Origin of the sequence: Conexibacter sp. SYSU D00693 (genome assembly GCF_017084525.1) — a bacterium.
Classification (GTDB): domain Bacteria; phylum Actinomycetota; class Thermoleophilia; order Solirubrobacterales; family Solirubrobacteraceae; genus Baekduia.
The window spans coordinates 4084289-4109584 of record NZ_CP070950.1 but is presented as its reverse complement, the minus strand read 5'-3'; the positions used below and the strand labels follow the sequence as shown (position 1 = coordinate 4109584).

Sequence of the window (25296 nt, the reverse complement as noted above, 5' to 3'; positions counted from 1 at the left end):
AGCGGCGCGCTGCGCCGCCTACTCCATGCCCAGCGGGCCCTGCGACTCGCCCGACAGGAACTGCCGCACGAAGGCGTTGTCGGAGTTGAAGAGCTCCTCCGCCGGCCCCGACTCCACGATGCGGCCCTTCCACAGCACCGAGATGTGCTCGGCCACGCGGCGCGCGGTCATGATGTCGTGGGTGATCAGGCAGAACGCGGGGAGGTGGGGCTTGCCCTGCTCCTCGGCGTCGCCCATCACGTCCTCGTGGATCTCCTGGATCAGCTCGCCCAGCAGCGCCGTGCGCACCGGGTCCAGGCCGGAGTCGGGCTCGTCGAAGAGGACGATGTCGGGCTCGAGCACCAGCGCGCGGGCGAAGCCGGCGCGCTTGCGCATGCCGCCCGACAGCTCGTTGGGGAACTTGTCCTCGGAGTGGCCCAGGCCGACCTCCTCCAGGCGCCGGCGGACGATCGAGAGGATCTCCTCCTCGCCCTTGTCGGTGTGCTGGCGCAGCGGGAACGCGACGTTGTCCAGCAGGTTCATCGACCCGAACAGCGCACCGTCCTGGAACAGGACCCCGAACTTCTTGCGCATCTCGAACAGGTCGTCGTCGACCATGTTCGGCACCGACTCACCGTGGACGAGGATGTCGCCCTCGTCGGGGTACAGCAGGCCGACCATGTGCTTGATGCACACCGACTTGCCCGTGCCCGACGGCCCCAGGATCATCGAGATCTTGCCCTCGGGCAGGCCCATGTTCAGGCCGCGCAGGATCTTGTTGCGCCCGAACGCCTTGTGCACGTCGACGAACTCGACCGCATCCGGCATGCCGGTCGGGCGGACGAGGCCGGTGTGCCACCGGTACTCGTCGTCGTCGGCCCCCGGGTTCTCCTGCACGACGCGGACGCGGTCGGCCTTGCCGCGGCCGTCGGCGTCGCGGGCGCCCGCGGCGACGGGCTCCTGGACGCGCGTGGGCTGCTCGTCCTCGTCGGCGAACGGGACGGCGTCGCCCTCGTCGGGCTCGTCCCACGTCGAGCGGCGCACCTCGGTGCGCTCCTCGGCGGCCGGCGCCTCGACGGGGTCGTCGGCGACGGCGTGCTGCTCGGCGGTGACCGCCTCGTCAGCGCCCGTCGGGACCTCGTCGTCGGCGACCGCGTCGCCGTCGACGTAGTCCTCGCGGCCCTCGGGCTCGCGCTCGTCCTCGTCCTTGCTCCTACGCGGGATCCGCGGCATCTCGTACTTACCCTCCGATCGGTGCGCGTGGGTTCGCGCCCCAGAAGACCTGCGTGCCGAGCATCCCGATGAGGTGCACGAGCACGATGTTGAGGACCATCGACTTCGCCGTCGCCGTGCCCACGCCGACCGGACCACCGCTGGCGTTGTAGCCGTAGTAGCAGCCGACGAGCACGATGAAGGTGGCCATGACCATGCCCTTGATGAGGCTGTAGAGCAGGTCTGGCGGGTTCTGGAACATCCAGAAGATCAGGAAGTAGCCACCGGATGACACCTCGCCGATCTGCTCGACCACGGCGAGGTAGCTCGCCAGGAAGCCGGCGCCGACGGCGGCGATGTACATGAACGGCAGCACGAGCCACGACGCCAGCAGGCGGGTGGCGCAGAGGAAGATCATGGAGTTGATGCCCATGACCTCCAGCGCGTCGATCTCGTCCGAGATGCGCATGGAGCCGAGCTCGGCCACGATGCCGGTGCCGACCTTCGCGGCCATCATGTAGCCGAAGGCGTAGGGCACCAGCTCGCGCAGGTCGCACCAGGCGGCGAAGACGCCGGCGTTGGCCGGCGCGCCGACCGCGCGCGAGAAGTACGCGCCCTCGATGCCGCACTGGAGGCCGATGATGAACACCAGGCCCCAGATGACGATCGTCGAGGAGAGGATCAGGATCCCGCACTGGCGCAGCGCCTCGCCGAAGAAGCGGAAGACGCGCAGGCCGTAGACGGCGCCCGCGACGCGCGCGGCGAACTTCGAGATCTCGCCGAGCGAGGCGATCCACTCACGCGGGACCGCGAGCCAGGAGGCGCCCACTAGCGGGTCCTCCCGTGGGGCGTGCCCGCCATCAGCGGATCACCGTGATCTCGGGGTGGGTGGCCAGCAGCGTCTGCGTGAACACGTAGTTGAACGCGAAGACGCCGAGGAACGCGATGACGACCGCCTGGTTGACGGCCCGGCCGACGCCCTCGGCGCCGCCCGAGGCGGTCATGCCCTTGTAGCAGCAGACGATCGCGATGATCGCGCCGAACAAGGTGCACTTGAGGACCGACCCCCAGAGGTCCGTCGTCGAGGCGTTCGTGAAGAACGTGGCCCAGAACGGGCCGAGCGGCGCGCCGTTGACGAGCGTCGCGAGGACGCCGCCGAAGATGCCGAAGATCAGCGCGTAGATGTCGAAGAGCCCGGTCAGGAGCATGAGCGCGAGGAAGCGCGGCACGACGAGGTTCTTGACCGGGTCGACGCCGAGCACCTGCAGCGCGTCCAGCTCCTCGCGGATCTTGCGCGCGCCGAGGTCCGCGGTGATGGCGGTGCCGGCGACGCCGGCCATGATGATCGCCGTCACGAACGGCGCGAACTCGCGGATCGAGGCGAGGACGAAGAAGCCGCCCAGGCGGTCCAGCGCGCCGAAGAGCACGAGGAAGTTCGCGGCCTGCAGGCCGGGCGCGCCGTAGCCGAAGGCGACGGTCGAGACGAGCAGCGGGAACCAGCAGAGCCGCAGCGCGAAGAGGAACTGCGAGACGAACTCCCCGCCGTACGGGTACGGCGGCCGCAGGGCCGACACGATGGTCTTCCCCGTCAGGATCATCATGTCGCCGACCTCTTCGAGGACGTTCTTGGTGGGCAGGAATGCCCGATCGGCGACGCTGCGGACCACTTGGCTCTCTCTCCTCGACCCTCGGCCCGCGCGCTCCCTGCACGGAGACCGACGGCGGCGAGTCTACGCATACGCGAAGACGGCGAGCAAGCTGGAACATCCCAGCTCAACCCGCGGTCCGCCGGAAGGTGGTCTGGTACGTTCGCCGCCAGGATGGAGCGGGCGAGGACGTGGACTGCGCGCGCGGGCGCGTGCGCACTGGTCGCGGGGGCAGCCCTCGCGGCCGCCGGCTGCGGTGGCGGCGAGCGCCAGGACGAGGACGAGCCGCGCGGCACGTTCCCCGTCAGCGTCGATGCGGAGTTCGCCGAGCGTCAGGCGCTGGCGCGCGGCGAGGAGCTGCAGATCGCCGTGCGCAACACGGGCCAGGAGGCGCTGCCGAACGTCGCCGTGACGGTCGACGGCCTCTCGGACCGCTCTAAGCAGCCCGACCTCGCCGACCCCGAGCGGCCGGTGTGGATCGTCGACCAGGGCCCGCGGGGCGGCGTGACCGCCTACACCGGCACCTGGGCGCTCGGCCGCGTCGAGGCGGGCCAGACCAAGACGTTCCGCTGGCGGCTGACGCCCGTGCGCGCCGGCACGCACAAGGTCTCGTGGAAGGTCGCCGCCGGCCTGGACGGCAAGGCGCGCGCCGAGGACGCCGGCGGGCGTGAGCCGTCCGGCGCCTTCACGGTGCAGGTCGCCGACGAGCCGCCCGCCTCGCGCGTGGACCCGGAGACCGGCGAGGTCGTCCGCGGGTCCGTCGACGGCGAGTAGGCCGGAGCCGCAGATGGCGGGACGGGTCGTCGCCGTCACCGGCGGTGGCCGGGGCATCGGCGCCGCGATCGCGCTGCGCCTCGCGCGCGCGGGACACCGGGTCGCGGTGGGCGACCTCGACGGCGAGCTCGCCCGGCAGGCGGCGGCCGACGCGGGTCGTGACGCGCTGGGCCTCGAGCTCGACGTCACGTCGCGCGCGTCCTACGTCGCCTTCCTCGACGCGGTGGACGAGCGCCTCGGCCCGGTCGACGTCCTCGTCGCCAACGCTGGCGTCATGTGGGTCGGGCGCTTCGAGGACGAGCCCGACGAGGTCGCCCGCCGCCAGGTCGACGTGAACCTCCACGGCGTCCTGCTGGGGATGAAGGTCGCGGCGCCGCGGATGCTCTCGCGCGGCCACGGCCACCTCATCGCGATGGCCTCGGCCGCGTCGAAGGTCACGCCGCCCGGCGAGGCGACGTACGCCGCCACCAAGCACGCGGTCCTCGGCTACTGCTCGGCGGTGCGCGAGGAGCTGCGCGGCAGCGGCGTCGAGGTCAGCGTCGTCATGCCCGGCGTCGTCGAGACCGCGCTGGCCGCCGGCACGAGCTCCGGCCCCGCCGCCCGGCGCCTCACGCCCGAGGCGGTCGCCAAGGCCGTGCACGGCGTCCTGGACAAGCCGCGCTTCGAGGTCCACGTGCCGCCGGCGGTGGGCGTGCTCACGAAGCTCCGCGCCGTCCTCCCCCGCGCCGCCGCCGACGCCCTGCACCGCGCCGTCGTGCCCGACCAGCTCGCCCAGGGCGACCCGGCGGCCCGGCGCAGCTACGAGCACCGCGCGCTCGGGCCCGGCGCGCCTCCGGCAGACTAGCCCCGTGCTCGCGCGCCTCACCGGCATCGTCATGGTGGCGCTGGCGCTGCTCGCCGTCGCGGCACAGGGGCAGTCGCCCGCCGATGAGGCGGCGCTGGGGGCGAGCTTCCCGCAGGTCCCCCGCCTGTCGCCCGAGGTCCGGCTCGCGGTGCAGCTGCCGGGCGAGGGACGGGTCGAGGCGGTCGCCGAGCTCCTCGTCGACGGCCGCGTGCGGGCCGGCACGACCGCCGCGACACGGCACACCGTCGAGGCCCGGCCGGACCTCGTCATCCGCTTTCGCGCCGCCCACCGGCGCGCGGTGCAGGACGGGGCCCGGACGCTGCGCGCCGCCGTGCGCCTGCGCGTCACGCTGACCGCGACGATGGCCGGCCGACCGGCGGTCCTGCGCCGCACCGTCGAGTCGCCCGTCCGCGTGGCGCCGGACTTCGACGGCGGGCTGCGCCTCCCGGACGTCGGGCCGGGCATCAGCAGGCGGGCGGCGGTGGCGGTGGACCTGCCCGACGCGTTCGACCAGGTCCACGGCGCGATGGCCGGCACGCCCGCGGTCGGGACGTTCCGCGGTCGCGTGCAGGGCTGCGCGATGACCGTCGGCGTCGACGCCACGGCGTCCCGCGCGCGCCCGCGCGAGGTGCGGACCGCGACCCGCGCCGTGCGGGTCCTCCGGGCGCCCAAGGCGCTTCCGGGCACCCGGCCGTGGGTGGTGGTCCGGGTCCTCATCGACGCCGCCGCGGCCACGCCCTCGCGCTGTGCCCGTCGCGAGGGGCCGGCGATCCTGCGCCGCGCGATGCGCAGCGCCGCCGTGCGCCTCACCGGGCCGCAGCCCGGCCCCGGCTTCGCCGTGGCCTGATCAGCCGACCGCGGCGCGCAGGACCGCGGCGGTGTGCTCGTCGAGCGGGAAGAACGACTCGATCGCCAGCTCGGAGACGGTGACGTCGAGCGGCGTCCCGAAGACCGAGACCGTCGAGAGGAAGGCGAGCTCGCCCTCCGGGTGGCGCAGGCGCAACGGGACGGCGACGTCCGCGGGGCCCGGCAGGTCGACCTCGGGCTCGGGGTCGTCGCACGGGTAGGCGGCGAGCTCGGCGTGCAACGCGGCCAGCCCCTCGTCGGCGGTGAGGGCGACGTGGCGGCGCAGGCGACCCAGGAGGTGCGCGCGCCACTCGCCGAGGTTGGCGATGCGCGGCGCCATGCCGTCGGGGTGCAGGGTCAGGCGCAGCGCGTTGAGCGGCGGCTGGGCGAGCGGGGGCGCGATGCCCTCCAGGAAGATCGCGACGCTCGCGTTGGTCTCCACGACGTCCCAGCCACGGTCGACGGCCACCGCGGGGAACGGCTCGTGCGCGGCGAGCACGCGGCGCACGGCCTCGCGGACCGGGGCCATCTGCGGCGCGTCGAGCCCCGCCTCGCCGTAGACGGGCGCGTAGCCCGCGGCGAGCAGCAGCTCGTTGCGGTCACGCAGGCGCAGGTCGAGGTGCTCGGCGAGGTGGAGCACCATCTCGCGGCTCGGCTTGGACCGTCCCGTCTCGACGAAGCTCAGGTGGCGGGTGGAGACCGCGGCCTCGAGCGCCAGGTCCATCTGGCTCAGGCGCCGGCGCTCGCGCCAGGCGCGCAGGAGCTGGCCCACCGGGGGGCGGCCGGGCTGGGCGACGGCGGCGGCGGTGGCGCTCATGGGCCGCGACGCTAGTCGCCCCCGCGCACGTCCGCCATGACCCCGGAGGTCATCGACACCACGACGCCCCCGCTGCACGCTGCCGGCCATGAGCACGATCGAGGTCCCGACCACCACGACCGCGGCGCGCACCCCCACCGCCGCCTCCGACGCCCTGCTGCGCCGGGCGCTCCAGCTCGACGCGGCGGCGTCCGGCGCCCTGGGCGCCGCCCTCGCCGTCGCGTCGCCCGCGCTCGACGAGCCGCTCGGCCTGCCCACCGCCGTCCTCGCCGCCGTCGGCGCCGTCCTGGTCGCCTTCGCCGCCGCCGTGTGGCGCGTGGGCACCGGCACCGCGGCGGGCCGGATCTCGACCGGCGCGGCGCGCGCCGTCGTCGCGGTCAACCTGCTGTGGGTCGTGGACTCCGCGGCGCTCGCGGTGTTCCAGTGGGGCTCGCCGACCGGCCTCGGGACGGTCTTCGTCGCGCTCCAGGCCGCTGCCGTCCTGGCGTTCGCCGACCTGCAGCTGCTCGGCCTGCACCGCGCTCGGCGCTAGCGCTGCTCCGGGAACGACCGAGGGCCCGCCGTGCGGCGGGCCCTCGGGGACGTCGGTGCGCTGGGCGGCTAGAGCTTGACGTTCTCGCAGCCGATCAGCGTGTCGGACTCGTCGGCGATGACGGTGTCGAACGCACCGCTGTCGCAGTCGACGGTCTCGGCGTTGCCGTCACGGCTGTCGATCGTGTCGTTGCCCGACCCGCCGTCGATGACGACGTCGTCGCCGGAGCCCGCGTCGATCTCGTCGTCGCCGCTGCCGCCGTAGATGCGATCGGCGCCGGAGCCGCCGTCGATCTCGTCGTCGCCGCTGCCGCCCTCGAGGCGGTCGTTGCCCGAGCCGCCGTCGATCTGGTCGTCATCGTCCTGGCCGCGGAGGCAGTCGTTGCCGCCGATGCCCTCGAGGCGGTCGTTGCCGCCGCCGGCCTCGAAGCGCTGCGAGGCGTTCGTGGACACGAAGTCCGGCTCGGCCTTCGGGGCCGCCGGGACGAAGAAGTCCACGCCGCTGGTGCCCAGCGTCGCCGGGCCCTGGTCGCAGCCGACCACCGTGATCTCGAACTGCAGCGTGCCGCTGTAGCCGAGGTTGCCGGCCACGTCGTAGGCGCGGGCCTGGGCGGTGTGGAAGCCGATCGAGAGCGTGTCCGCGGAGATGTCGAGGAGGGTGCCGTAGCTCGAGGTGAGGTAGGTGAGCTCCTCGTCGTCCTCGCTGCCGTCGATCAGCAGCTCGGTCCGGGAGTTCTCGCTCGTCGTGCCCGTGAAGCGCGGCGACGTGTCGGTGGTGACGTTGTCCGAGCTGCTGACGCCGGTGTCGTCGGCGCTGAGCATGTTCGGCGTGCTGACCGTCGGCGCGGTGGTGTCGATGACGACGATGAGGCTGTTGGAGCGCTCGTTGGTCGTCGTGTTGCGCGCGCTGATGGCGTACCGGCCGTCCGGCGTCAGGACCGCCTTGGTCTGGCCGGCGGTGGAGTAGGTCGGCGAGCCCGGCGCGTTGGCGTAGCCGTTCCAGCCCGAGCCGCCGTTGCAGCTGCCGGTGGGGCACGCCTTGTACTCGACGACCACGGTGCCCGCCTGCGTCCCGGTGAAGTTCGGGGACGTGGCGTTCGTGATGTTGTCGGTGCTCGAGGTGCCCGAGTCGGACGCCGACACCATGTCCGGCGTGCCAGGCGCGGCGGCCAGCGCCGGCGCGGCCATGGCGAGGGTGGCGCTGATGGCCGCCACCCCGGTGAGCGCGGCGCGCCGATGGCGCCCGCGAAGCAGGTCGTTGAGCATGGGTTGCTCGATCCCCTCTAGTTCGTTGTGCCCCTGTGCCGCTGGGCCTGGACCCGGCGGCGTGCCCTGGGTGCCGGACCCCACGTCCGGCGCTCGCGAGGGTACGCGAGGGACCACCCGGAGCGATAGGAACGTTCGTCACAACCACCCGAACGGGTGGGACCTTCCCACCCCCGCGCGGTGCGGCGAGCGGACGAACGGAGGGCCCGCCGTCGGGGGGTCCTCCGAACTGCGACGGAGTGCTGCGGCCATGCGCAGTGCGCCGCAGGCCCGAACGACCGCGCGCCGTCAGCCGGCTCGCGCCGCGATCAAGCAGGACCGCTCGGACTGGTCGGGCTCGATCATCCGGTCCGGTCGGACCAGCGGTGTGGCGGCGCCACGACCGGCGGTCGGACGCACGAAGGCCCGCCGGTCGGCGGGCCTTCGCGGTCCTGGCGCTGCGTCGGGCGTCGCGCCTAGTGCTTGACGTCCTCGCAGTCGATGAGGTTGTCGCTCTCGTCCGCCGTGACGCGGTCGAAGGCGCCCGAGCCGCAGTCCACGGTCTCGGTGTTGCCGTCGCGGCTGTCGATGACGTCGTTGCCCGAGCCGGCGTCGATGACGTAGTCGTCGCCCGAGCCGGCGTCGATCGTGTCGTCGCCCGCGCCGCCGAACAGGCGGTCGCTGCTCGAGCCGCCGAGCAGCTCGTCGTCGCCGAAGCCACCCTCGAGGCGGTCGGAGCCGGTGCCGCCGTCGAGCTGGTCGTCGTCGTCACCGCCGCGCAGGCAGTCGCCACCGCCGATGCCCTCGAGGCGGTCGTTGCCGTCGAGCGCCTCGAAGCGCTGCGACGCGTTCGTGGACAGGAAGTCCGGCTCGTCCTTCGGGCCGCCCGGGACGAAGAAGTCCACCCCGTTGGTGCCGAGCATGGCCGGACCCTGGTCGCAGCCGATCGAGGCGATCTCGAAGTTCAGCGAGCCGCTCATCGGGCCGGTGTTGCCGGCGCGGTCGACCGACTGCGCCCGCGCGACGTGCTGGCCGACGCTGAGCGAGCCCGGCGTGACGTCGTAGGTCGCGTCGCTGTAGCCGCCCTCGCTGTCGTCGGGCCCGAAGGTGTCGACGTAGAGGAAGGTGTTGGCGACCTCGTTCGTGGTGCCGTCGAACGTCGGCGTCGTGTCGGCCGTGACGTTGTCCGAGGAGGAGACGCCCGTGTCCGAGCCGGCGACCATGTTCGGCGTGCTCGTCGTCGGGCCGACGTTGTCGACGGTGACCAGGACGGAGCCGCTGGTCTCCATGGACGGCACGTTCACGGCACGGAACTGGTAGGTGCCGTCGGCCGGCAGGACGGTGTTGTTCGTCGCCGTCGTGTCGTACGTCGGAGCGCCGCCCGGCGTGTCGTAGTTCGTCCAGCCGCCGACGCAGGACCCCGCGTCCGCGCCGCTGCAGGCGCGGAACTGGACGACGACCGTCGGGGCGCCGTTGCGGGCGCCGCTGAAGTCCGGGCTGGTCTCCTGGGTGTAGCGGCCGTCGACGGTGCCGGTGTCGTCGGCAGACTTGAGCGTCGGCGTGCCGGGCGCCGCGGCGAGGGCCGGAGCGGCCAGGGCGAGGGTCGCGCCGATGGCGGCCACCCCCGTGAGCGCGGTGCGCCGGGGCGCGCCGCGCAGGACGTCGTTGAGCATGTGCGTGAAACCCCTAGTTCGTGATGTCCCCGACGTCCAGCGAGGCTGGACGCTGCCCCGGGGTGCTGGACGCTCGTCCAGCGCTGGGGAAGCTACGTCCGTGGGGTTCCGTGCGAACCGGGGAACACCCTGAACCCGCACCCCGACCGGGGTGCGGGTTCGGTGTCACTTCGGCAAGCGGGGCGCGATGATCCGGTAGGCCTTGAGGCCGAGCCCCAGGCGCTCCCGGTCCTCGGAGAGCATCGGGTCCAGGCCCGTGAGCTCCTTCACCCGCTCGAGGCGGTAGGCGACCGTGTGGCGGTGGGCGTAGATCGCCGCCGCCGTCGCGTTCATGTTGCAGTTCTGGTCGAGGTAGCTCTCGAGCGTCCCGACCAGGTCGGTCCGGTACTGGTCGTCGTAGCGCACGATCGGCGCCACGGTGTCCTCGTAGAAGGACCGCACCTCCTCGGGGTGCGAGGCCAGCACGCGGAACAGCAGCCGGTAGGTGCCCGAGCCGATGTCGCCCAGGCCGTCGAGCCCGCCGCCCTCGCCCTGGCGCAGCACGTCGAGGACGAGCTCGGCCTCCTGGATGGCCCGGTGGAACTCCCCCGGGTCGACGTAGAAGGACGAGACGCCCACCGTGCCGTGGCGGCGCAGCCGCGTGGCCAGCCGCCGGGCGCCCTCGAGCGTCTGCTCGGGGGCGTCGTCCCCGCCGGCCGCCGGCAGCAGCGCGTACACCCGGCCGTCGATGGCCTCGGCCAGCGCCCCCGGCTCGTCGCCGACGATCGTCGCGATGACGTGCCGGGGACGGTCCGTGGTGAGCTCGGCGCACAGGGCGACCGCGCCCCGCGAGAGGTCGCAGCCCAGCCGCGTGGCCCGGCGCACGATCTCGCGCGGCTCGAGGTCCGTGCGCGCGCGCAGGTCCTCGAGGAACGAGCCGCGGAGGTTCTGCTCGACCTCCTCCTTGGCCTCGACGACCGCGACCTCGGTGAGGCACGCGACCGCCGCGACGTGGAGGAACTCGGCCGCCTCCGGCCCGGGCTCGGTGGGCCCGTGCAGGAGCAGGACCGCCCCGACGACCTCGTCGCCGGACGCGATCGGCGCCTCCGCGGCCACCTGGTCGGGGACCCGCGCCGGCCGGTCGGCCACCCGGTCCTCGACGTAGCGGCGCACCGCGTCGGGCAGCTCCTCCGGGGCGCCCTCGCCCTCCACCACGGCCGCCTCGAGGCGCGGGACCACGATGGCCACCACCCCCGAGGCCGACCGGGCGGCGAGCCGGGCGACGCGACCGAGGCCATCGCCGCCCAGCACTGCATCGACCATGGCCAGATGGGCCTCCCGGAGGGAGGCCACCAGACCGGCGCCGGACGGGGCGCCCGCCCCGCCCGCCGCCGGAGCGGCGGCGGGGCGGGAGGACGTCCCGGACCGCTCCGCCGCTCCGCCCATCACTGGACTACGCCGCTGCGGTCGCTCCCGGGTGGGCCTGGAGGATCTCTTCCCCAGCCTCCCCGGTGCGGACGCGGTAGGCCTCCTCGACGGGCATCACGAAGACCTTCCCGTCGCCGACAGCACCCGTCCGGGCGTGCTTCAGGATCGTGTCCACGATCGTCTGCACGTCACCCGAAGCGACCACGCACTCGATCTTCACCTTGGGCCGGAGGTAGTTCGTCAGCTCCGCCCCGCGGTAGCGCTCGGTGATGCCCTTCTGACGGCCCGAGCCCTTGACCTCGCTGATGCTCAGCGACGGGAACCCGAGCTCGAGGAGCTCCGTGCGAATCGGCTCGAACGCCTCGTGGCGCACGTACGCCATCACCATCTTCATGTCGCCGGGACCTCCTGGGTCGTGGTAGCCGTCCGAGGCGGCGCGGCGACCGCTCCCGGAACCTGCGGGCCACCGTAGCCGACGAGCTCCGGAGCAGGGATGAACTGCTCGGGGTAGCCGTACATGCCGTGCTCGACGATGTCGAGGCCGGCCTCCTCGGTCTCGTCGTCGACCCGCAGGCCGAAGACCGCCTTGATCGCCGCGAAGGTGATCAGCGAGGTCACGAGGACGAACGCGAAGGTGAGGCCGACGGCCGCCGCCTGCGCGCCGAGCTGGTCCAGCCCGCCGCCGTAGAACAGGCCCGCCTGGCCCACGCCGACCGTCTCAGCGAGGCGGTCCGAGGTGAACAGGCCGCAGGCCAGGGTGCCCCAGATGCCCGCGAGGCCGTGGGCGCTCAGGGCGCCGACCGGGTCGTCGAGGCGCAGGCGCTCGAAGAAGTACACACCGCCGACGACGATCAGGCCGCCGACCGCGCCGATGACCGGCGCCCAGTGCATCTCCACGTAACCCGAGGGCGCGGTGATGGCCACGAGGCCGGCGATGGCGCCGTTGCCGGACATGCCGACGTCGAGCTTCTTCGTGAGCAGCCAGATCAGCAGCGAGGCGGAGATGACGCCGCCGGCCGCGCCGAGGTTCGTGACCATGACGACCTCGGCGAAGCGCCCGTCGCTCGTGCCGAGCGTCGAGCCGCCGTTGAAGCCGAACCAGCCCAGCCACAGGATCACGACGCCCAGGCCGAAGATCGGCATGGAGTGGCCCGGGATGGCGCGCGAGACGCCGTCCTTGCCGTACTTGCCCTTGCGCGGGCCGAGCAGCAGCAGGGCCGCGAGGGCCGCGGTCGCGCCGGTGAGGTGGACGACCGAGGAGCCGGCGAAGTCCTGCACGCCCGGGCCGATCTCGGCGAAGACGCCGCCGCCGAAGCCCCAGTGGGCGACGAGCGGGTAGATCACGCCGGCGAAGACCAGCGCGAAGATCGGGTAGGCGACGAACTTGATGCGCTCGAGGGTCGTGCCCCACACGATGGCCAGGGAGACCGCGCAGAACATGAACTGGAAGATGAAGAACGCCGCTGTCGCGCCGCTGAACGTCTCCCCGTAGAGGTCACCCGCGAGGCCGCTGATCTCGTGGCCGAAGCCCGGGAAGAAGCCGGTGTCGCCGGCGATCTTGCCCGCGCCGCCGAAGGCCAGCGCGAAGCCGAGGCCCCACCAGGCGACGGACGCGATGGAGAAGTTGGCCAGGATCTTGGCCACGCCCGCGCCGACGTTCTTGCCGCGCGAGAAGCCGATCTCCAGGAACAGGAAGCCGGCCTGCATGAAGAACACGAGGCACGTGGCGAGGATGACCCAGGTCAGGTCCAGCTCGCCCTTGACGACCGCGGGGTCGACCGGCTCGTCCTGCGCCAGCGCAAGCGCCGGCATGATCAGTGAGGCAGCAACGCCCGTGCTGAGCGCGCGCCCCAACGTCCTACGTCTCATTGGTCCTCCTTCGGGGTGTGCGCCGCACATGCTCCGGTGCGGCGGGGCCCGGGTCATTCGCCGCATGTCGGAAGATCGGCGGGGTCCGCTCGCCACCCGGTACAGGCCCCCCTTCCGCGGTGGCGAAACCGGGCTCGGGGGGTTTGGACAGCGGTACAAGGAGGCATCGCGCGCCCGCGTCTAGGGTTGAGCGCACGATGAGCAGAACCCGCCAGCAGAACGTGACGGCCGCCCAGTGGGCCGTGAACGGGGGCGCCCTCGGGGCGCCCGACCTCACCGACCACGGCATCGCCTTCGGGTCCAACGTCTTCGGGCTCGACGAGCAGCGTCGCCGCCTCCCCAAGCACGTCTTCAAGGCGCTGACCGGCGCGCTCGCCGCCGGCACGCCGCTGGACGCGTCGACCGCCGACATGGTCGCCCAGGCCATGAAGGAGTGGGCGATGGAGAAGGGCGCGACGCACTACACCCACTGGTTCCAGCCGCTGACGAACCTCACGGCCGAGAAGCACGACTCCTTCTTCAACCCGACGGGCGACGGCAACGCGATCGCCGAGTTCTCGGGCAAGGAGCTCATCCAGGGCGAGCCCGACGCGTCGTCCTTCCCGACCGGCGGCATCCGCGCGACGTTCGAGGCCCGCGGCTACACCGCGTGGGACCCGACCTCGCCGGCCTTCGTCCTCGAGAACCCCAACGGCGCCTTCCTCTGCATCCCGACGGCCTTCGTGTCGTGGACGGGCGAGGCGCTGGACCACAAGATCCCGCTGCTGCGCTCGATGGACGCGCTGAGCACGAGCGCCCTGCGCGCCCTCAAGCTCTTCGGCGACACCGAGGCCTCGCGCATCTTCACGACGGTCGGGCCCGAGCAGGAGTACTTCCTGATCGACGAGCAGTACTACTTCGAGCGCCCCGACCTGTACACGACGGGCCGCACGCTCTTCGGCGCCAAGCCGCCCAAGGGCCACGAGCTCGACGAGCACTACTTCGGCTCGATCCCGGAGCGCGTCCTCGCCTTCATGCTCGAGAGCGAGAACGAGCTGCGCAAGCTCGGCGTGCCGGTCAAGACCCGCCACAACGAGGTCGCCCCGGCCCAGTACGAGCTCGCCCCGATCTTCGAGAACTCGAACGTCGGCTCCGACCACCAGCAGCTGACCATGCAGGTCCTGCAGAACGTGGCCCGCCGCTACGGCCTGGTCTGCCTGCTGCACGAGAAGCCCTTCGCGGGCGTCAACGGCTCGGGCAAGCACAACAACTGGTCGATGGGCACCGACACGGGCCACAACCTGCTCGAGCCGGGCGACACGCCGGGCGAGAACATGCAGTTCTTGTTCTTCTGCGCGGCGGTCATCCGCGCGGTGAACAAGCACCAGGCGCTCCTGCGCGCCTCGGTCGCCAACGTGGGCCAGGACCACCGCCTCGGCGCCAACGAGGCGCCGCCGGCGATCATCTCGATCTTCCTCGGCGACGAGCTCGAGAACGCGTTCAAGAAGATCGCGACGGGCCGCGGGCGCAAGACGAAGAAGGGCCTGCTCGGCCTCGGCACGACGATGCTGCCGCAGCTGCCGCTCCACGGCGGCGACCGCAACCGCACCTCGCCGTTCGCCTTCACCGGCAACAAGTTCGAGTTCCGCGCCCTGGGCTCCTCGATGTCGCTGGGCTTCGTCAACACGGTGCTCAACACGATCGCCGCGGAGGCCATCGACGAGCTCTCCGACCAGCTCGAGAAGGCGCTCAAGACGTCCAAGGGCGACCTCGACGAGGCCGTCGCGTCCGTCGTCAAGGGCGTCTGGGAGGCCAACAGCCAGGTCGTCTTCAACGGCGACGGCTACTCGCAGGAGTGGCACGACGAGGCCGAGAAGCGCGGGCTGATGAACCTGCGCACCACGCCCGACGCGCTGCCCTGGTTCGTCAAGGCGCAGACCGTCAAGACCTTCGACAAGTACAACGTGCTCTCCGAGCGCGAGCTCGAGGCCCGCTACGAGGTCGCCGTCGAGCAGTACGCGACGAAGCTCAACATCGAGGCCGAGGTCGCGGCGTCGATCGCGCGGACGATGATCCTGCCGGCCGCGCTGCGCCAGGCCGAGCTGCTCGACGAGGCCGAGGGCGTCGCGGGCGTCGACCGCCTCAAGGAGGAGCTGTCGAGCGTCACGGGCGAGCTCGTGGACGGCATCTTCACCCTGGAGGGGGCCAACCTCGAGGAGAACCAGCCCGAGGACCCGCTGAAGCTCGCGCAGTACATGCGCGACAAGGTCATCCCGGCGATGGACGCCACGCGCTCCGCGGCCGACCGGCTCGAGAAGATCGTCGCCGACGACCTCTGGCCGCTGCCGAAGTACCAGGAGATGCTCTTCATCAAGTAGGGCAACCGGGGCCTTCGGGCCCCACGCTCACGGTCTTGCGGACCGTGCTCATCGACGAGGGCCCCGGCGGTTGCCGGGGCCCTCGGTCGTTCGCGGCCCGCTACGCGATCGCGCGGCGGGCCGTCTCGCCGTCGACGCGGCGCGCAGCCAGGGCGAGCGCGTGGGCGACGGCCATGCGCCAGCGACCCGGGTCCGGGCGCTGGGGCCCGGTCGGGGGTTGGCCGTGGGTCCGTGCGCCGGCGCGGATGGCCTGGGCGGCGGCGTCGTCGACGAGCGGCTGGTGGATGGTCAGGTGCACTGCGGGCTCCTCGCGGGCTCGGAGGTGGAGACGGGAAGGGGCCGCCACCCGGAGCCGCCGTCGTCGGTGAGGGCGGGCTCGGCGCCTTGCGAGGGCCGGGAGGCGGGGCATCGCCCGCGACCCGGGCTTCGTGCAGTTCGAGGCCGGTGCGGACGGGCTACGCGACGACGACGCGCGTCATGCGCGGAAGCGCACGGTGCGTGGTCGTGTGGAGGCGGAGCTGAGATCGCATCGGTGAGACCTCCTCGTCACAGCGGGGTGCCGAGGTCGAGGACCAACCTACCGGCGCAGGGAGGCGCCGGCCAGTGCGGGGAACCCCACAGTGGCCGGGTGGGTGGGTTCGAGTCCTGTTGGTTCGCGCCGGGTCGTCGCGTGGTGTGGGTTGAGCGCCGCTCGCGGGTGGAGCTGCGTGACGCCTCGTGCATGCACGACATGCACGAGGCGTCGCGCACCCCACCGCTACACCCCTCGGCAGAACTCCACGAACGCGCGCGTGTCCCGCCACGGCGGCCCGTGGCCCAGGAGGACCAGCGACGGCTCGAGCTCACCGAGGCGCCGGATCGACGCGCGGTTGCGCTCGGGGTCCGGGGTGAAGAAGGACAGCGGCTCGCGCAGGCCGCGGGGGAAGCCGAGGAGCGGGTGCTGGGCGTTGAGGACGTCGCCGGCGACGAGGACGCGGTCGTGCTCGCGGAAGAGGGCGACGTGGCCGGCGGAGTGGCCCGGGACCTCGAGGACGGTGAAGCCGGCGACGTCGTCGCCCTCGCGCAGGCGGCGGTCGACCGGGTGGCCGGGGCCCGTCATGACCTTCGCGAAGAGGCGGTTGATCGGGTGGTCGGGCTGGCGCTGCTCGATGAGGCGCGGGTCCTCGGCGGCGTCGGCGTCGGCCTCCCCCACCCACAGGGGGACGCCGAGCTGCTCGCAGACGGCGTGCGACGCGCCCTGGTGGTCGGGGTGCGCGTGGGTGAGCGCGTGGGCGCTGACCTGGTGGCCGCGCAGCGCCTTGAGGATGCGCTTGACGTCGCGCTTGGTCATCGCGTCGACGAGGACGTCCTCGAGGACGTACGCGTTGATCGCGTAGGGCGGCAGCCCGGTGATCAGGTGGACGCCGTCGGCCAGCTTGCGCACGCGGGCACTCTACGGCGCCCTCGCCGGCCCGCAGTGTCGCCTTCGTGCCGCGGCTGACCCTCCCAGTACGCTGGCGCGGTGCGTGGGTGGGCGTCGTCCCCGGGCCGTGGGCTCTCGTCCTGGGGCCGGCTCGTCGTCGCCTCGGCGACGATCCTCGGGGTCGTCGCCGCGGCCGTCGCCGTCGCCTACGCCACCTCGCGCGAGGACGTCGTCGTGCGCTCGACGGTCCGCGGCGCGCTGCAGGGCGTCGTGGTCGACGTCAGCGACGGCGACGTCGCGGTGCTCGGCGGCGGCGCGGCGCCCTCGCTGGCGGTGCGGCGCACCGAGCGCTCGGCCTTCGGCCGCGAGCCGGAGGTGCGCCGGACGCTGCGCGGCGGCGTCCTGCACCTCTCCGCGCGATGCCCGGAGGGCGTCCTGCTGCGCTGCGCGACCGACTGGCAGCTCGTCGTCCCCGACAACGTCCCGGTGACCGTGCGCACGCTCGCGGGCGACATCGACCTCGCCGGCTACCAGGGCTCGGCGGCGCTGCGCACGGACACCGGCGCGATCCGCGTCGCGCGCTTCTGCGGCTTCACGCTCGAGGCGCGCACGGAGTCCGGCGACATCGACGCGCGCACGCCGTGCCCGCCCGAGCGCCTGCAGCTGCGCTCGCGCAGCGGCGACGTCCTGGCGATCGTCCCGCCGGGCCGCTACCGCGTCGACGCCGACAGCGACGGTGGCTCGCGGCGGGTGCAGGGCCTCGAGCTGGCCGAGGACGCGCCGTTCCAGCTCCAGGTCCTGAGCGGCTCGGGCGACGTGCGGGTGGCGGGCCGCCGGTGACCGAGCCGGTGCCGTTCGCGGCACGCCTCGAGCGCGGCGGGCGTGGCGTCATGCACGCCGTCCTCGCGGTCCCGTTCGCCTTGCTGATGGTCCTCGGCTGGCTGGGCCTGCTTGCCGGCTGCGCGCTCAGCGTCGTCGGCCTCACCCCCGCGCTGCGCGCCGCGGCCAAGCCGGTGCGCAGCATCGCCCGCGCCGACCGGCGCATGGCCAACCAGCTGCTCGACGCGAAGGTCCCGCCGCCGCCCTCGGCGTTCCTCAGCGACGAGAGCCTGCGCCGCGGTGGCGCCGTCTTCCTGCGCGACCGCCGCTTCTGGCGGCTGGGCGTCCACGTCCTGCTGCGCCCGTTCGTGGCCGTCGCCACGCTCGCCGTCGTCTCGGCCGCCGTCGCGCTGTGCGGCTGGCTCGTCGTCCTCGGCGTGGAGGCGATCGCCGGCGTCGGCGAGGACGAGGCCGCCGGGCCGCTGGACCTCAACCCCGCCACGGGCGTCCTGCTGCTCGCGCTCGCGCTGCCGGCGGGCGTCGTCGCCGTCGCCACGCTCGACACCGCGCAGCGGGCGCTGCGCGCCTTCGTCCGCACGCTGCTCGCGCCGCCCACCGGCGCGACGAGCTCGGCCCCCGTGCGCGAGATGCTCGCGGCCTCGCTGGGCGACCGCAGCCTGGCGATCGCCTACTGGCTCGAGGACCGCCAGGACTACGTCGACGAGGCCGGCCGGCCCGTCGAGCTGCCCGACCCGCGCTCGGGCCGGGCGTGGACCGCGGTCGAGCGCGACGGCCGGCGCGTGGCGGCCATCATCCACGACGCGGGGATCGACGCGGGTCCCGAGCTCGTGCAGGCCGCCGCGGCCGCCGCCGCCCTCGCGCTGGACAACGAGCGGCTCAAGGCCGACCTGCGCGCCCGCGTCGAGGAGCTGCGCCACTCCCGGCTGCGCATCGTCGAGGCCTCCGACGCCGCGCGCCGGCGCCTCGAGCGCGACCTCCACGACGGCGCCCAGCAGTCGCTCGTCTCCCTCGCGCTGGACCTGCGGCTCCTCAAGGCGCGCCTGGGCGACCACGAGGCCGCGGCCCAGGTCGACGAGGTCGCGGCGAAGCTCCAGGCCGCGCTGGCCGAGCTGCGCGAGCTCGCTCGCGGCATCCACCCGGCGATCCTGACCCAGCAGGGCCTGGGTCCCGCGGTCGAGGCGCTGTGCGGCCGCCTGGCGATGGAGGTGGAGGCCGACATCGTCCCGGAGCGCCTGCCGCCCGCGCTCGAGGCGGCGGCGTACTTCACGATCGCCGAGGCGCTGACCAACGTGCAGCGCTACGCGCGCGCGTCGCGCGTGCGGGTCGTGGTGAGCCGCGACGACGCGGCCGTCCGGGTCGTGGTCGAGGACGACGGGGCCGGTGGCGCCGACCCGCGCAGCGGGACCGGCCTGCGCGGCCTGCAGGACCGGATCGGCGCGCTCGACGGCACGCTCGAGGTGGTCAGCCCGCCCGGCACGGGCACGCGGCTCGTGGCCACGCTGCCCGTGCCGTAGCCCGCTGGCCCACGGCTACTGGAACGTGATGAAGAACGGCGCGTTGGTGCCGCCGCTGCTGGCGTTGAGCAGGACGCAGACGTCGGCGTCGGAGCAGATGCCGGTCGCCGTGCGCCGGCCGACGCGGTAGGTCACCGGGCCGCCGCCGATGCCGGAGGCGTCGAAGGCCGGCGTGACCTGGACGTTCTCCGGGACGTAGCCCAGGTTGAACTTGTAGACGCCGGTGCTCGGGTGCGTGGCGCTCATCGCGTGCTTGATGTCGGAGAGCTGGCCGGTGGCGGAGACCGCGGCGTAGCCGCGGGCGCTGCCGGCCGGACCGGCGGGACCCTGCGGGCCCTGGTCGCCCTTCGGGCCCTGCGGGCCGGCGGCGCCATCCTTGCCGGCGGCGCCGTTGGCGCCGTTGGCCCCGGCCGCGCCGTCCTTGCCGTTGGCGCCCGCGGCGCCGCTGGCGGCGGTCACGCCGGTCGCGGCCCCCGCGGCGACGGCCACGGCGAGCTTCTTGCGCACGCCCTTGGAGAGCTTGGCCTCCGTGATCGTGCCCTTCTTGAGCTTGGCGCCGGTGATGACGCCGTTGCGGATCTGCGTCGGCTTCTTGAGCACGACGCCGGCAGCGGTGGCCGACCCGGCCCCGGCGACGCCGAGGCAGGCGACGCAGGCGAGCACGGTCGGCGCGCGGTTGGTGATGAAGGTCTTGACGGACATGGACGACACGGTGCGCGCCCGTCCGCGCGGCGCCCTCCGTGCGGTCCCTGATCCGGGACCCGGGGTCCGACGCCCTAGTCCCTGGGGCGCGCGAGGCGGTGGTAGCGCGAGACCGCATCGGCGCGGTTGATCGCCCGCAGCTTGCGCAGCACGTGCGAGACGTGCGTCTTGACCGTCTGGTCGGACACGACGAGCTCGCGGGCGATCGCGGCGTTCGTCGCGCCGGCCGCCATGAGCTCGAGCACCTCGATCTCGCGGCGCGTGAGCAGGCCCTCGAGCCGCCCCTCCCCGCCGCCGTGGTGCGGCGCGGAGCGGCGCAGCGCCGCGTGGAGGTCGTCGTCGGCGCGGGCCAGCGTGCCGTCGAGGTCCAGCGGCCCGTCGACGACCTCCGCCACCTGGGCGGCGAGGCCGGCGAGCCGGCGGCGCTCCGCCGCCGCCCGGTCGAGCAGCACGGCGCGGTGCAGGGCCAGGCCGAAGCCCTCGGCGAAGACCGCGACGACGAGGCGGTCCCGCTCGTCGACGTCGCGGCCCTGCTCGAAGAAGTGGTCGGCGTGCAGGAAGCCGACGACGTGGTCGCCCGCGACGAGCGGCGCCGCGACGTAGGACCGCGTCTCGAACGCCGTGGTGAGCGGCGTGAAGGCGCGCCGGTCCTCCTGGGGGTGGGCGACGATCGCCGCGGTCCGGCGACGCAGCATCTCGGTCTCGCGGACCATGTGGTGCAGCGGCAGGCGGGTGCGCCGCGTCTCGAGCAGCAGCTCGGCCGCCCACTCGGGGCGCTGGACGAAGTGGATCGCCTCGCCGACGAGCTCGGAGCCCTCGACCCGGAAGAGCACGGCGCGGCAGAACCCGCAGTGGCGGCAGAGCGCCTGGAGGCCGCGGTCCATGACCGCGCCCGCACCGGCAGGCTCGCGCAGCGTCGCGAGCGCTCGCTGGACCCCGGCGAGGGCCTCCTGCTCCAGCACCGCCGCCATCCCACCGGCGACCGTACCGGAGCCGGGCGCGGCACCGGTGGGGTTCAGAGGTCCGCGGTCTCGGCCGCCGTCGTGAACTTGTCGAACGCGATGTCGGCGTCCGGGACGCCGTGGCGGGTGGTCAGCAGCGCCTGGAGCGCCTCGACCATCGGCGGCGGTCCGCACGTGTAGACCTCCGGCGCCTCGACCTCGCCGGCCGCCAGCGCGGCCGCCGCCGCCTCGTGGACCAGGCCGGTCGCGCCGTCCCACACGTCCTCCGACAGCACCGGGACGTAGGCGAAGTCCGCCAGCTGCGCGCCGAGCGCGGCCACCTCGTCGCCGAGCAGGAGGTCGTCCCGCGTGCGCGCGCCGTAGAAGAAGCGCACGGGCCGCGTGCTGCGCACCTGCGCGAGGCGGCGCAGCAGCGACAGGACCGGGCCGATGCCCGAGCCGCCCGCGACCAGCAGCACCGGGCGCGTGGTGTCGCGCAGGTGCATCGCGCCGTACGGGCCCTTGATCGCCAGCTCGTCGCCGACCGCCAGCTGCGGGTCGGCCGGGTCGAGCAGCCCGGAGAAGCGGCCGCCCGGGTAGCGCTTGACCACGAGCTCGAGCCGTCCCTCCGCCGGGAGGTTGGCCATGGAGAACGACCGCGTCGCGCCGTCCTCGTCGCCGGGGATCCCCACGTCGACGTACTGGCCAGGCGTGAACGCGAAGTCGGCCGGCTCGAGGACGTCGAGGTCGAGGCGGACGATGTCGTGGGTCAGCGCGGTCAGTCCCGCGACCCGCGCGCGGCCCTCGCGGATGGGGTGCTCGAGGCGCAGCGCGTCCTCGTCGACGTGCAGGAGCTCGACGACGAGGTCGGAGTCCGGCAGCGCGCGGCACAGCAGCGTGTAGCCCTGGGCCTCCTCGGAGTCCGACAGCGCGAACGTCGAGTAGGGCTCGAGCGAGACGTCGCCCTCCAGCAGGAAGCTCTTGCACGCCGTGCACTGCCCCTCGCGGCAGCCGTGCACGAGGTTGTAGCCCTGCCGGAAGGCGGCTTCGAGGACGGTCTCGTCCTCGTCGCAGTCCAGCTCGACGCCGATGGGCTCGAGGACGACCCGGGGCATCGCTCAGGCCGTGGGGGCCGCGTCCTTCTCGTCGACCAGGTCCCGGTAGAGCGGGAACAGCGGCTTGGTCAGCGGGACGAGGCGCAGGATCTTCGTCACCGGCCCCTTCGCGCGGACCTCCTTCTTGGCCAGCCCGACCGCGAGGTTGTACTCGCCCAGCCAGTACTGGTGGGCGATGTCCGCCGGCATCATCAGGTGGACGTCGGCCTCGACGTCGGTGTCGCCCTCGATGACCTCGTAGGGCTCGTCGAAGCGCACCGTGATCTGGGACGGCGGATCCGCGTAGTGCATCTGCAGGGTGATGCCGGCCGCGCGCAGCGGCGGGCCCGCGTCCGGGTGCTCGCCGGCGGCGCGGAACACGCCCCCCACGTAGCGGTAGACCTCGTCGGCGTCGGCGAACTGCGCCATGTCGCTCCTCCTCGTCGTCGGGACGAGCCGACCGTAGTCCGGTGGACCGGCCCGCGGGGGCCGTGGACGCCGACCGGGTGACGAAGGTCGCGCAGACGGGTGATGCGACGGCCCCCGCGCCCGGCAGAGCATGGACGCCGACATGAGCACGACGACCCGCCGGCGCAGCGTCACCAAGACCCACGAGCGCATCGCGCAGCTGGGCTGGGCACGCGACTACCACGACCCCGTCCCGATCTACGACACGCGCTACGTCTTCCCCGAGAAGGCGAAGGACCCCATGAAGCAGGTCATGCGCGAGTACCTGCCGATGCAGCTCGAGAAGGACGACCGCGTCTACGGCGGCTTCGACGCGGCGCTGCGGGCGAGCATGCCCACGAAGGCCGACGAGCGCTGGCTCGAGGTCATGAAGCCGCTCGTGCTCATCCTCGTCTACGCCGAGGGCTCGGCCGGGCGCTGCATGTCCGTCCTCATGGACGTCGTGCCCAACGAGGAGCTGCTCAACGGCTACCACGTGCAGTTCGTCGACGAGGTCCGCCACATCGGCATGCAGATGAACCTCGCGCGCTGGTACGCCAAGCACTCGCCGGACCCCGCGGGCTGGCACGACGGCCAGCGCTACATGGCCCAGAACCTGCTGACGCGTGCGGGCATCAACATGTTCAGCCACTCGTTCACGGGGGACCCGATCCAGGCCGGGTTCACGATGATGACGGTGATCGAGACGGCGTTCACGAACGTCGCCTTCGTCGCGCTGCCCGACGTGGGGACCCGCAACGGCGACTTCATCCAGGCCACGACGTACTCGTCGGTGCAGTCCGACGAGGCGCGCCACATCTCCAACGGCTACGCGACGATGCTCACCGTCCTCCAGGAGGAGGAGAACATCCCGCTCATCGAGCGCGACCTCCAGCAGGCCTGGTGGATCGTCCACGCGTTCGTCGACCCGTTCGTCGGGACGATCATGGAGTACTTCTCGCGCGACCGGTCCGACGAGGAGAGCTACCTGCACAAGTGGGACCGCTGGATCCGCGACGACTGGTACCGCTCCTACGTCGAGCAGCTCGGCAAGATGGGCCTGTCGATCCCGCCGACGATGTTCGAGCGGGCGCGGGAGCGGATCACGGGCGGGCTCTACCACCGCCTCGCGCCGCTGGCGTTCGCCACCTGGCCGCTGAACTTCTGGCGCTTCGACCCGCTCACCGAGACGGACTTCGCGTGGTTCGAGGAGCGCTACCCGGGCTGGACCGACGAGTACGGCCCCATCTGGGAGGCCTACTCGCTGCTGGCCGACCCGGACGAGGGCGCGCTGCTGCTCAACGGCTTCCTCGAGGGCGCCCCGCCCATGTGCTGGAGCTGCATGATGCCCTGTGTCCTGGACCACGACATGTGCCACCGCGTGGTCAACGACCCGCACGGCACGCCGCGCACGCGCTTCTACTGCTCGCAGGAGTGCCAGTGGCTCGACGAGTCCAACCCGGGCCGCTACACCGGCGACCGCGGCTGGTTCGACCGCTGGCACGGCAAGGCGCTGTCGGAGGTCATCCGCGAGCTCGGGCTCATCCGCTCGGACGGCAAGACGCTCGTCGGCCAGCCGCGGCTGCACGGCGGCCGGCTCTGGACGATCGAGGACATCGAGCGCTGTGACATGGAGGTCGTCTCGCCGAACATCCTCACCGCGGAGGCGATGGGGCTGCCCAACGGCTCGTGGCACGACCCGAGCGACCCGTTCGGCGCGGTGATGGGCGACGGCAACGGCGCGCCCGGCCTGCGTCCCAAGCCGGTGATGCTCTGATGGCCTCGCCGGAGGGCGGTCGCCGCCGGCGCCGCGCCGACGAGCCCGAGCGGACGTTCCAGTGGGTCGTCCCGAAGGGCCGCAAGGCGTCGATCTACGAGGACATCACGCTCGACACCCAGCCCTCGGTGCACCGGTTCATGACCGGCGGCTACATGGTGGGCTTCGAGGACGGACGCGGGACGTGGGACGACGGCTCGACGGCGCTCGACGCGACGTGGTCGGCCTTCCGCGACCCGAGCGAGCTGTGGGAGCGGCCCTACTACCAGCAGGGCGCGCAGACCGAGCGCGAGATCGACGACGCGGTGCGCGGCGCGCGCGACGAGGGGCTGCTCGAGGAGCTCGACCCCGCGTGGCTCGAGGTCCTGCGCCGCGACGGCCAGGTGCCGGCGTTCGTCGAGCACGGGATCTGGTCGCTGGTGACGCGCCGCTCGCGGGCGGCGCTCAGCGACGTGCTCACCCACGTGCTCGTCCTCTACGCGGCGATGAAGCAGCGCCAGGCCCAGGCGCTCGTCGTCACCGGCATGGACCTCGACGAGGCGCTGGGCGGCTTCGCCATCGAGGACGCCAAGGCGCGGTGGACGCAGGCGCCCGAGTGGCAGCCGGCGCGTCGCTGCGTCGAGCGCCTCGGCACGATCACCGACTGGGGCGAGCTCATCGTCGCCACCGGCCTGGCGGTCGAGCCGCTGCTCGGCGTCGGCGTGCGACGCGAGCTGCTGCTGCGCCCCGCGCTCGCGGGCGCCGACCCGGTGACGCCGGTCGTCGTGCGCCACGCGCAGCGCGAGTGGTCGTGGTGGCGGGCGCTGGCCGTGGAGTTCGCGCGCTTCGTCTGCGCGGACGAGGCCCACGGCGCCGAGAACCGCCGGCTCGTCGACGGCTGGCTGGCGAGCTGGACCGCGGACGCCCGCGAGGCGGTCGAGGCGCTCGCCCCGCTGCTGGACGGCGTGCCGGGCGGCGACGCCACGGCGGCGCTGGGCCGCCTGGAGGCGGAGCGCGCGGCGCTCGTCGCCGAGGCCGGGCTCGCCGAGGCGGTGCCGGCATGAGCGCCTCGCCGCCCGGCGACGCGCCCCCGGAGGCGTTCGACGTCGTCGGGATCACCATCGCGCGCTCCGTCGAGGGCGACGCGATCGCCGACGCCCTGTGCGAGCAGGAGGGCGTCGAGGTCCTCGAGAACGCCAGCTACCACGAGGTCCGCGCCCACGGGCGCCTGCGGCTGGACTTCGACGAGCTCAGCGACGAGTGCGGCTTCCCCGTCGACGGCTCGCTGATCCAGGTCGTGATGTCGACCTACTACGGCCGGATGGTCATGACCGACGACGCGGTCCTGATCATCTCGGACGTCCACGAGGCCCAGGCCGCGCACGGCTGAAGCGCGGCGC

At 73.3% G+C, this 25296-nt stretch carries 25 protein-coding genes; 10 read left to right on the top strand and 15 right to left on the bottom strand.

The genetic code is table 11. The features are described from left to right. Window positions 1–18: 18 nt before the first annotated feature. The 3 genes from JUB12_RS20285 to JUB12_RS20275 are packed head-to-tail and all read right to left on the bottom strand — an operon-like array spanning window position 19 to window position 2792. Window positions 19–1212, bottom strand: coding sequence for an ABC transporter ATP-binding protein (locus JUB12_RS20285; protein WP_241004330.1), 1194 nt, complete (start codon window positions 1210–1212; stop codon window positions 19–21). A 7-nt stretch (window positions 1213–1219) separates the two neighbouring features. Next, window positions 1220–2020: an ABC transporter permease gene (locus tag JUB12_RS20280; RefSeq protein ID WP_205697258.1), complete on the bottom strand. Its 801-nt coding sequence runs from the start codon at window positions 2018–2020 to the stop codon at window positions 1220–1222. A gap of 31 nt (window positions 2021–2051) precedes the next feature. After that, complete coding sequence (locus JUB12_RS20275) at window positions 2052–2792, bottom strand: ABC transporter permease (RefSeq protein WP_205699826.1); 741 nt, start codon at window positions 2790–2792, stop codon at window positions 2052–2054. Window positions 2793–3011: 219 nt separating this feature from the next. Between JUB12_RS20275 and JUB12_RS20270 the strand changes: the two genes are divergently transcribed. From JUB12_RS20270 to JUB12_RS20260, 3 genes are read left to right on the top strand one after another with little or no spacing between them, the layout of a single operon-like run. Next, a complete protein-coding gene (locus JUB12_RS20270; RefSeq protein WP_205697257.1) occupies window positions 3012–3611 on the top strand; it encodes a DUF11 domain-containing protein in 600 nt (199 codons plus the stop codon). 13 nt (window positions 3612–3624) lie between these two features. Next, a complete protein-coding gene (locus JUB12_RS20265; RefSeq protein ID WP_205697256.1) occupies window positions 3625–4455 on the top strand; it encodes an SDR family oxidoreductase in 831 nt (276 codons plus the stop codon). A 4-nt stretch (window positions 4456–4459) separates the two neighbouring features. Beyond that, window positions 4460–5302, top strand: coding sequence for a hypothetical protein (locus tag JUB12_RS20260; protein ID WP_205697255.1), 843 nt, complete (start codon window positions 4460–4462; stop codon window positions 5300–5302). Here the strand turns inward: JUB12_RS20260 and JUB12_RS20255 are convergent, their stop codons facing one another. After that, window positions 5303–6118 (bottom strand): helix-turn-helix domain-containing protein, encoded by an 816-nt coding sequence (locus JUB12_RS20255; protein ID WP_205697254.1) that lies wholly within the window; start codon window positions 6116–6118, stop codon window positions 5303–5305. Window positions 6119–6206: 88 nt separating this feature from the next. Between JUB12_RS20255 and JUB12_RS20250 the strand changes: the two genes are divergently transcribed. Beyond that, window positions 6207–6650, top strand: a complete 444-nt coding sequence (locus tag JUB12_RS20250; RefSeq protein WP_205697253.1) for a hypothetical protein — start codon at window positions 6207–6209, stop codon at window positions 6648–6650. Between the two features lie 68 nt (window positions 6651–6718). Here the strand turns inward: JUB12_RS20250 and JUB12_RS20245 are convergent, their stop codons facing one another. The 5 genes from JUB12_RS20245 to JUB12_RS20225 form a co-directional block, all read right to left on the bottom strand. Continuing rightward, window positions 6719–7915, bottom strand: a complete 1197-nt coding sequence (locus tag JUB12_RS20245) for an Ig-like domain-containing protein (protein ID WP_205697252.1) — start codon at window positions 7913–7915, stop codon at window positions 6719–6721. 455 nt (window positions 7916–8370) lie between these two features. After that, on the bottom strand, window positions 8371–9567 hold the full coding sequence (locus JUB12_RS20240; protein ID WP_205697251.1) for an Ig-like domain-containing protein: 1197 nt from the start codon (window positions 9565–9567) through the stop codon (window positions 8371–8373). A 165-nt stretch (window positions 9568–9732) separates the two neighbouring features. Next, complete coding sequence (locus JUB12_RS20235; protein ID WP_205697250.1) at window positions 9733–10899, bottom strand: CdaR family transcriptional regulator; 1167 nt, start codon at window positions 10897–10899, stop codon at window positions 9733–9735. 100 nt (window positions 10900–10999) lie between these two features. Further along, window positions 11000–11368, bottom strand: a complete 369-nt coding sequence (locus JUB12_RS20230; protein WP_205697249.1) for a P-II family nitrogen regulator — start codon at window positions 11366–11368, stop codon at window positions 11000–11002. After that, window positions 11365–12786 carry an ammonium transporter gene (locus tag JUB12_RS20225; protein ID WP_241004329.1) on the bottom strand — a complete coding sequence of 474 codons (1422 nt, stop codon included), beginning with the start codon at window positions 12784–12786 and terminating at the stop codon, window positions 11365–11367. The genes JUB12_RS20230 and JUB12_RS20225 overlap by 4 nt, the downstream gene beginning before the upstream one ends. 254 nt (window positions 12787–13040) lie before the next feature. Between JUB12_RS20225 and JUB12_RS20220 the strand changes: the two genes are divergently transcribed. Continuing rightward, window positions 13041–15200, top strand: a complete 2160-nt coding sequence (locus JUB12_RS20220) for a glutamine synthetase III (RefSeq protein ID WP_205697248.1) — start codon at window positions 13041–13043, stop codon at window positions 15198–15200. A gap of 100 nt (window positions 15201–15300) precedes the next feature. Here JUB12_RS20220 and JUB12_RS20215 read toward each other — a convergent pair whose 3' ends face one another. Both JUB12_RS20215 and JUB12_RS20210 read right to left on the bottom strand, forming a co-directional pair. Further along, complete coding sequence (locus tag JUB12_RS20215) at window positions 15301–15498, bottom strand: hypothetical protein (RefSeq protein WP_205697247.1); 198 nt, start codon at window positions 15496–15498, stop codon at window positions 15301–15303. 459 nt (window positions 15499–15957) lie between these two features. After that, entirely contained in the window at window positions 15958–16623 is a 666-nt protein-coding gene (locus tag JUB12_RS20210) for an MBL fold metallo-hydrolase (RefSeq protein WP_205697246.1), read from the bottom strand. 78 nt (window positions 16624–16701) lie between these two features. Here JUB12_RS20210 and JUB12_RS20205 point away from each other — a divergent pair, with 78 nt between their 5' ends. After that, window positions 16702–17442 carry a DUF4097 family beta strand repeat-containing protein gene (locus tag JUB12_RS20205; RefSeq protein ID WP_205697245.1) on the top strand — a complete coding sequence of 247 codons (741 nt, stop codon included), beginning with the start codon at window positions 16702–16704 and terminating at the stop codon, window positions 17440–17442. Beyond that, a complete protein-coding gene (locus tag JUB12_RS20200; protein ID WP_205697244.1) occupies window positions 17439–18956 on the top strand; it encodes a histidine kinase in 1518 nt (505 codons plus the stop codon). The genes JUB12_RS20205 and JUB12_RS20200 overlap by 4 nt, the downstream gene beginning before the upstream one ends. Before the next feature lie 15 nt (window positions 18957–18971). Here the strand turns inward: JUB12_RS20200 and JUB12_RS20195 are convergent, their stop codons facing one another. The 4 genes from JUB12_RS20195 to JUB12_RS20180 form a co-directional block, all read right to left on the bottom strand. Beyond that, the gene (locus JUB12_RS20195; protein WP_205697243.1) at window positions 18972–19658 is read right to left on the bottom strand and encodes a hypothetical protein; all 687 of its coding nucleotides are present in this window, start codon (window positions 19656–19658) and stop codon (window positions 18972–18974) included. 74 nt (window positions 19659–19732) lie between these two features. After that, window positions 19733–20629, bottom strand: a complete 897-nt coding sequence (locus tag JUB12_RS20190) for a LuxR C-terminal-related transcriptional regulator (protein ID WP_205697242.1) — start codon at window positions 20627–20629, stop codon at window positions 19733–19735. Window positions 20630–20673: 44 nt separating this feature from the next. After that, window positions 20674–21714, bottom strand: a complete 1041-nt coding sequence (locus JUB12_RS20185) for an NADH:ubiquinone reductase (Na(+)-transporting) subunit F (RefSeq protein ID WP_205697241.1) — start codon at window positions 21712–21714, stop codon at window positions 20674–20676. 3 nt (window positions 21715–21717) lie between these two features. Then, the gene (locus JUB12_RS20180) at window positions 21718–22122 is read right to left on the bottom strand and encodes a hypothetical protein (protein WP_205697240.1); all 405 of its coding nucleotides are present in this window, start codon (window positions 22120–22122) and stop codon (window positions 21718–21720) included. A 142-nt stretch (window positions 22123–22264) separates the two neighbouring features. Here JUB12_RS20180 and JUB12_RS20175 point away from each other — a divergent pair, with 142 nt between their 5' ends. Genes JUB12_RS20175 through JUB12_RS20165 form a run of 3 tightly spaced genes read left to right on the top strand, consistent with a single transcriptional unit; the run spans window position 22265 to window position 25286 of the window. Then, window positions 22265–23917, top strand: a complete 1653-nt coding sequence (locus tag JUB12_RS20175) for a hypothetical protein (RefSeq protein WP_205697239.1) — start codon at window positions 22265–22267, stop codon at window positions 23915–23917. Then, complete coding sequence (locus tag JUB12_RS20170) at window positions 23917–24960, top strand: hypothetical protein (RefSeq protein ID WP_205697238.1); 1044 nt, start codon at window positions 23917–23919, stop codon at window positions 24958–24960. The genes JUB12_RS20175 and JUB12_RS20170 overlap by 1 nt, the downstream gene beginning before the upstream one ends. Then, the gene (locus JUB12_RS20165) at window positions 24957–25286 is read left to right on the top strand and encodes an MmoB/DmpM family protein (RefSeq protein ID WP_205697237.1); all 330 of its coding nucleotides are present in this window, start codon (window positions 24957–24959) and stop codon (window positions 25284–25286) included. Before JUB12_RS20170 ends, JUB12_RS20165 begins: the two co-directional genes overlap by 4 nt. Window positions 25287–25296: the final 10 nt, after the last annotated feature.

Excerpts from the sequence above, each read along its gene's own strand:
- JUB12_RS20285 (WP_241004330.1), bottom strand. The coding sequence starts at position 1,212 with ATGCCGCGGATCCCGCGTAGGAGCAAGGACGAGGACGAGCGCGAGCCC.
- JUB12_RS20275 (WP_205699826.1), bottom strand. The coding sequence starts at position 2,792 with ATGATGATCCTGACGGGGAAGACCATCGTGTCGGCCCTGCGGCCGCCG.
- JUB12_RS20270 (WP_205697257.1), top strand. The coding sequence starts at position 3,012 with ATGGAGCGGGCGAGGACGTGGACTGCGCGCGCGGGCGCGTGCGCACTG.
- JUB12_RS20265 (WP_205697256.1), top strand. The coding sequence starts at position 3,625 with ATGGCGGGACGGGTCGTCGCCGTCACCGGCGGTGGCCGGGGCATCGGC.
- JUB12_RS20255 (WP_205697254.1), bottom strand. The coding sequence starts at position 6,118 with ATGAGCGCCACCGCCGCCGCCGTCGCCCAGCCCGGCCGCCCCCCGGTG.
- JUB12_RS20250 (WP_205697253.1), top strand. The coding sequence starts at position 6,207 with ATGAGCACGATCGAGGTCCCGACCACCACGACCGCGGCGCGCACCCCC.
- JUB12_RS20245 (WP_205697252.1), bottom strand. The coding sequence starts at position 7,915 with ATGCTCAACGACCTGCTTCGCGGGCGCCATCGGCGCGCCGCGCTCACC.
- JUB12_RS20240 (WP_205697251.1), bottom strand. The coding sequence starts at position 9,567 with ATGCTCAACGACGTCCTGCGCGGCGCGCCCCGGCGCACCGCGCTCACG.
- JUB12_RS20230 (WP_205697249.1), bottom strand. The coding sequence starts at position 11,368 with ATGAAGATGGTGATGGCGTACGTGCGCCACGAGGCGTTCGAGCCGATT.
- JUB12_RS20225 (WP_241004329.1), bottom strand. The coding sequence starts at position 12,786 with ATGCCGGCGCTTGCGCTGGCGCAGGACGAGCCGGTCGACCCCGCGGTC.
- JUB12_RS20220 (WP_205697248.1), top strand. The coding sequence starts at position 13,041 with ATGAGCAGAACCCGCCAGCAGAACGTGACGGCCGCCCAGTGGGCCGTG.
- JUB12_RS20195 (WP_205697243.1), bottom strand. The coding sequence starts at position 19,658 with ATGTCCGTCAAGACCTTCATCACCAACCGCGCGCCGACCGTGCTCGCC.
- JUB12_RS20190 (WP_205697242.1), bottom strand. The coding sequence starts at position 20,629 with ATGGCGGCGGTGCTGGAGCAGGAGGCCCTCGCCGGGGTCCAGCGAGCG.
- JUB12_RS20185 (WP_205697241.1), bottom strand. The coding sequence starts at position 21,714 with ATGCCCCGGGTCGTCCTCGAGCCCATCGGCGTCGAGCTGGACTGCGAC.
- JUB12_RS20180 (WP_205697240.1), bottom strand. The coding sequence starts at position 22,122 with ATGGCGCAGTTCGCCGACGCCGACGAGGTCTACCGCTACGTGGGGGGC.
- JUB12_RS20175 (WP_205697239.1), top strand. The coding sequence starts at position 22,265 with ATGAGCACGACGACCCGCCGGCGCAGCGTCACCAAGACCCACGAGCGC.
- JUB12_RS20170 (WP_205697238.1), top strand. The coding sequence starts at position 23,917 with ATGGCCTCGCCGGAGGGCGGTCGCCGCCGGCGCCGCGCCGACGAGCCC.
- JUB12_RS20165 (WP_205697237.1), top strand. The coding sequence starts at position 24,957 with ATGAGCGCCTCGCCGCCCGGCGACGCGCCCCCGGAGGCGTTCGACGTC.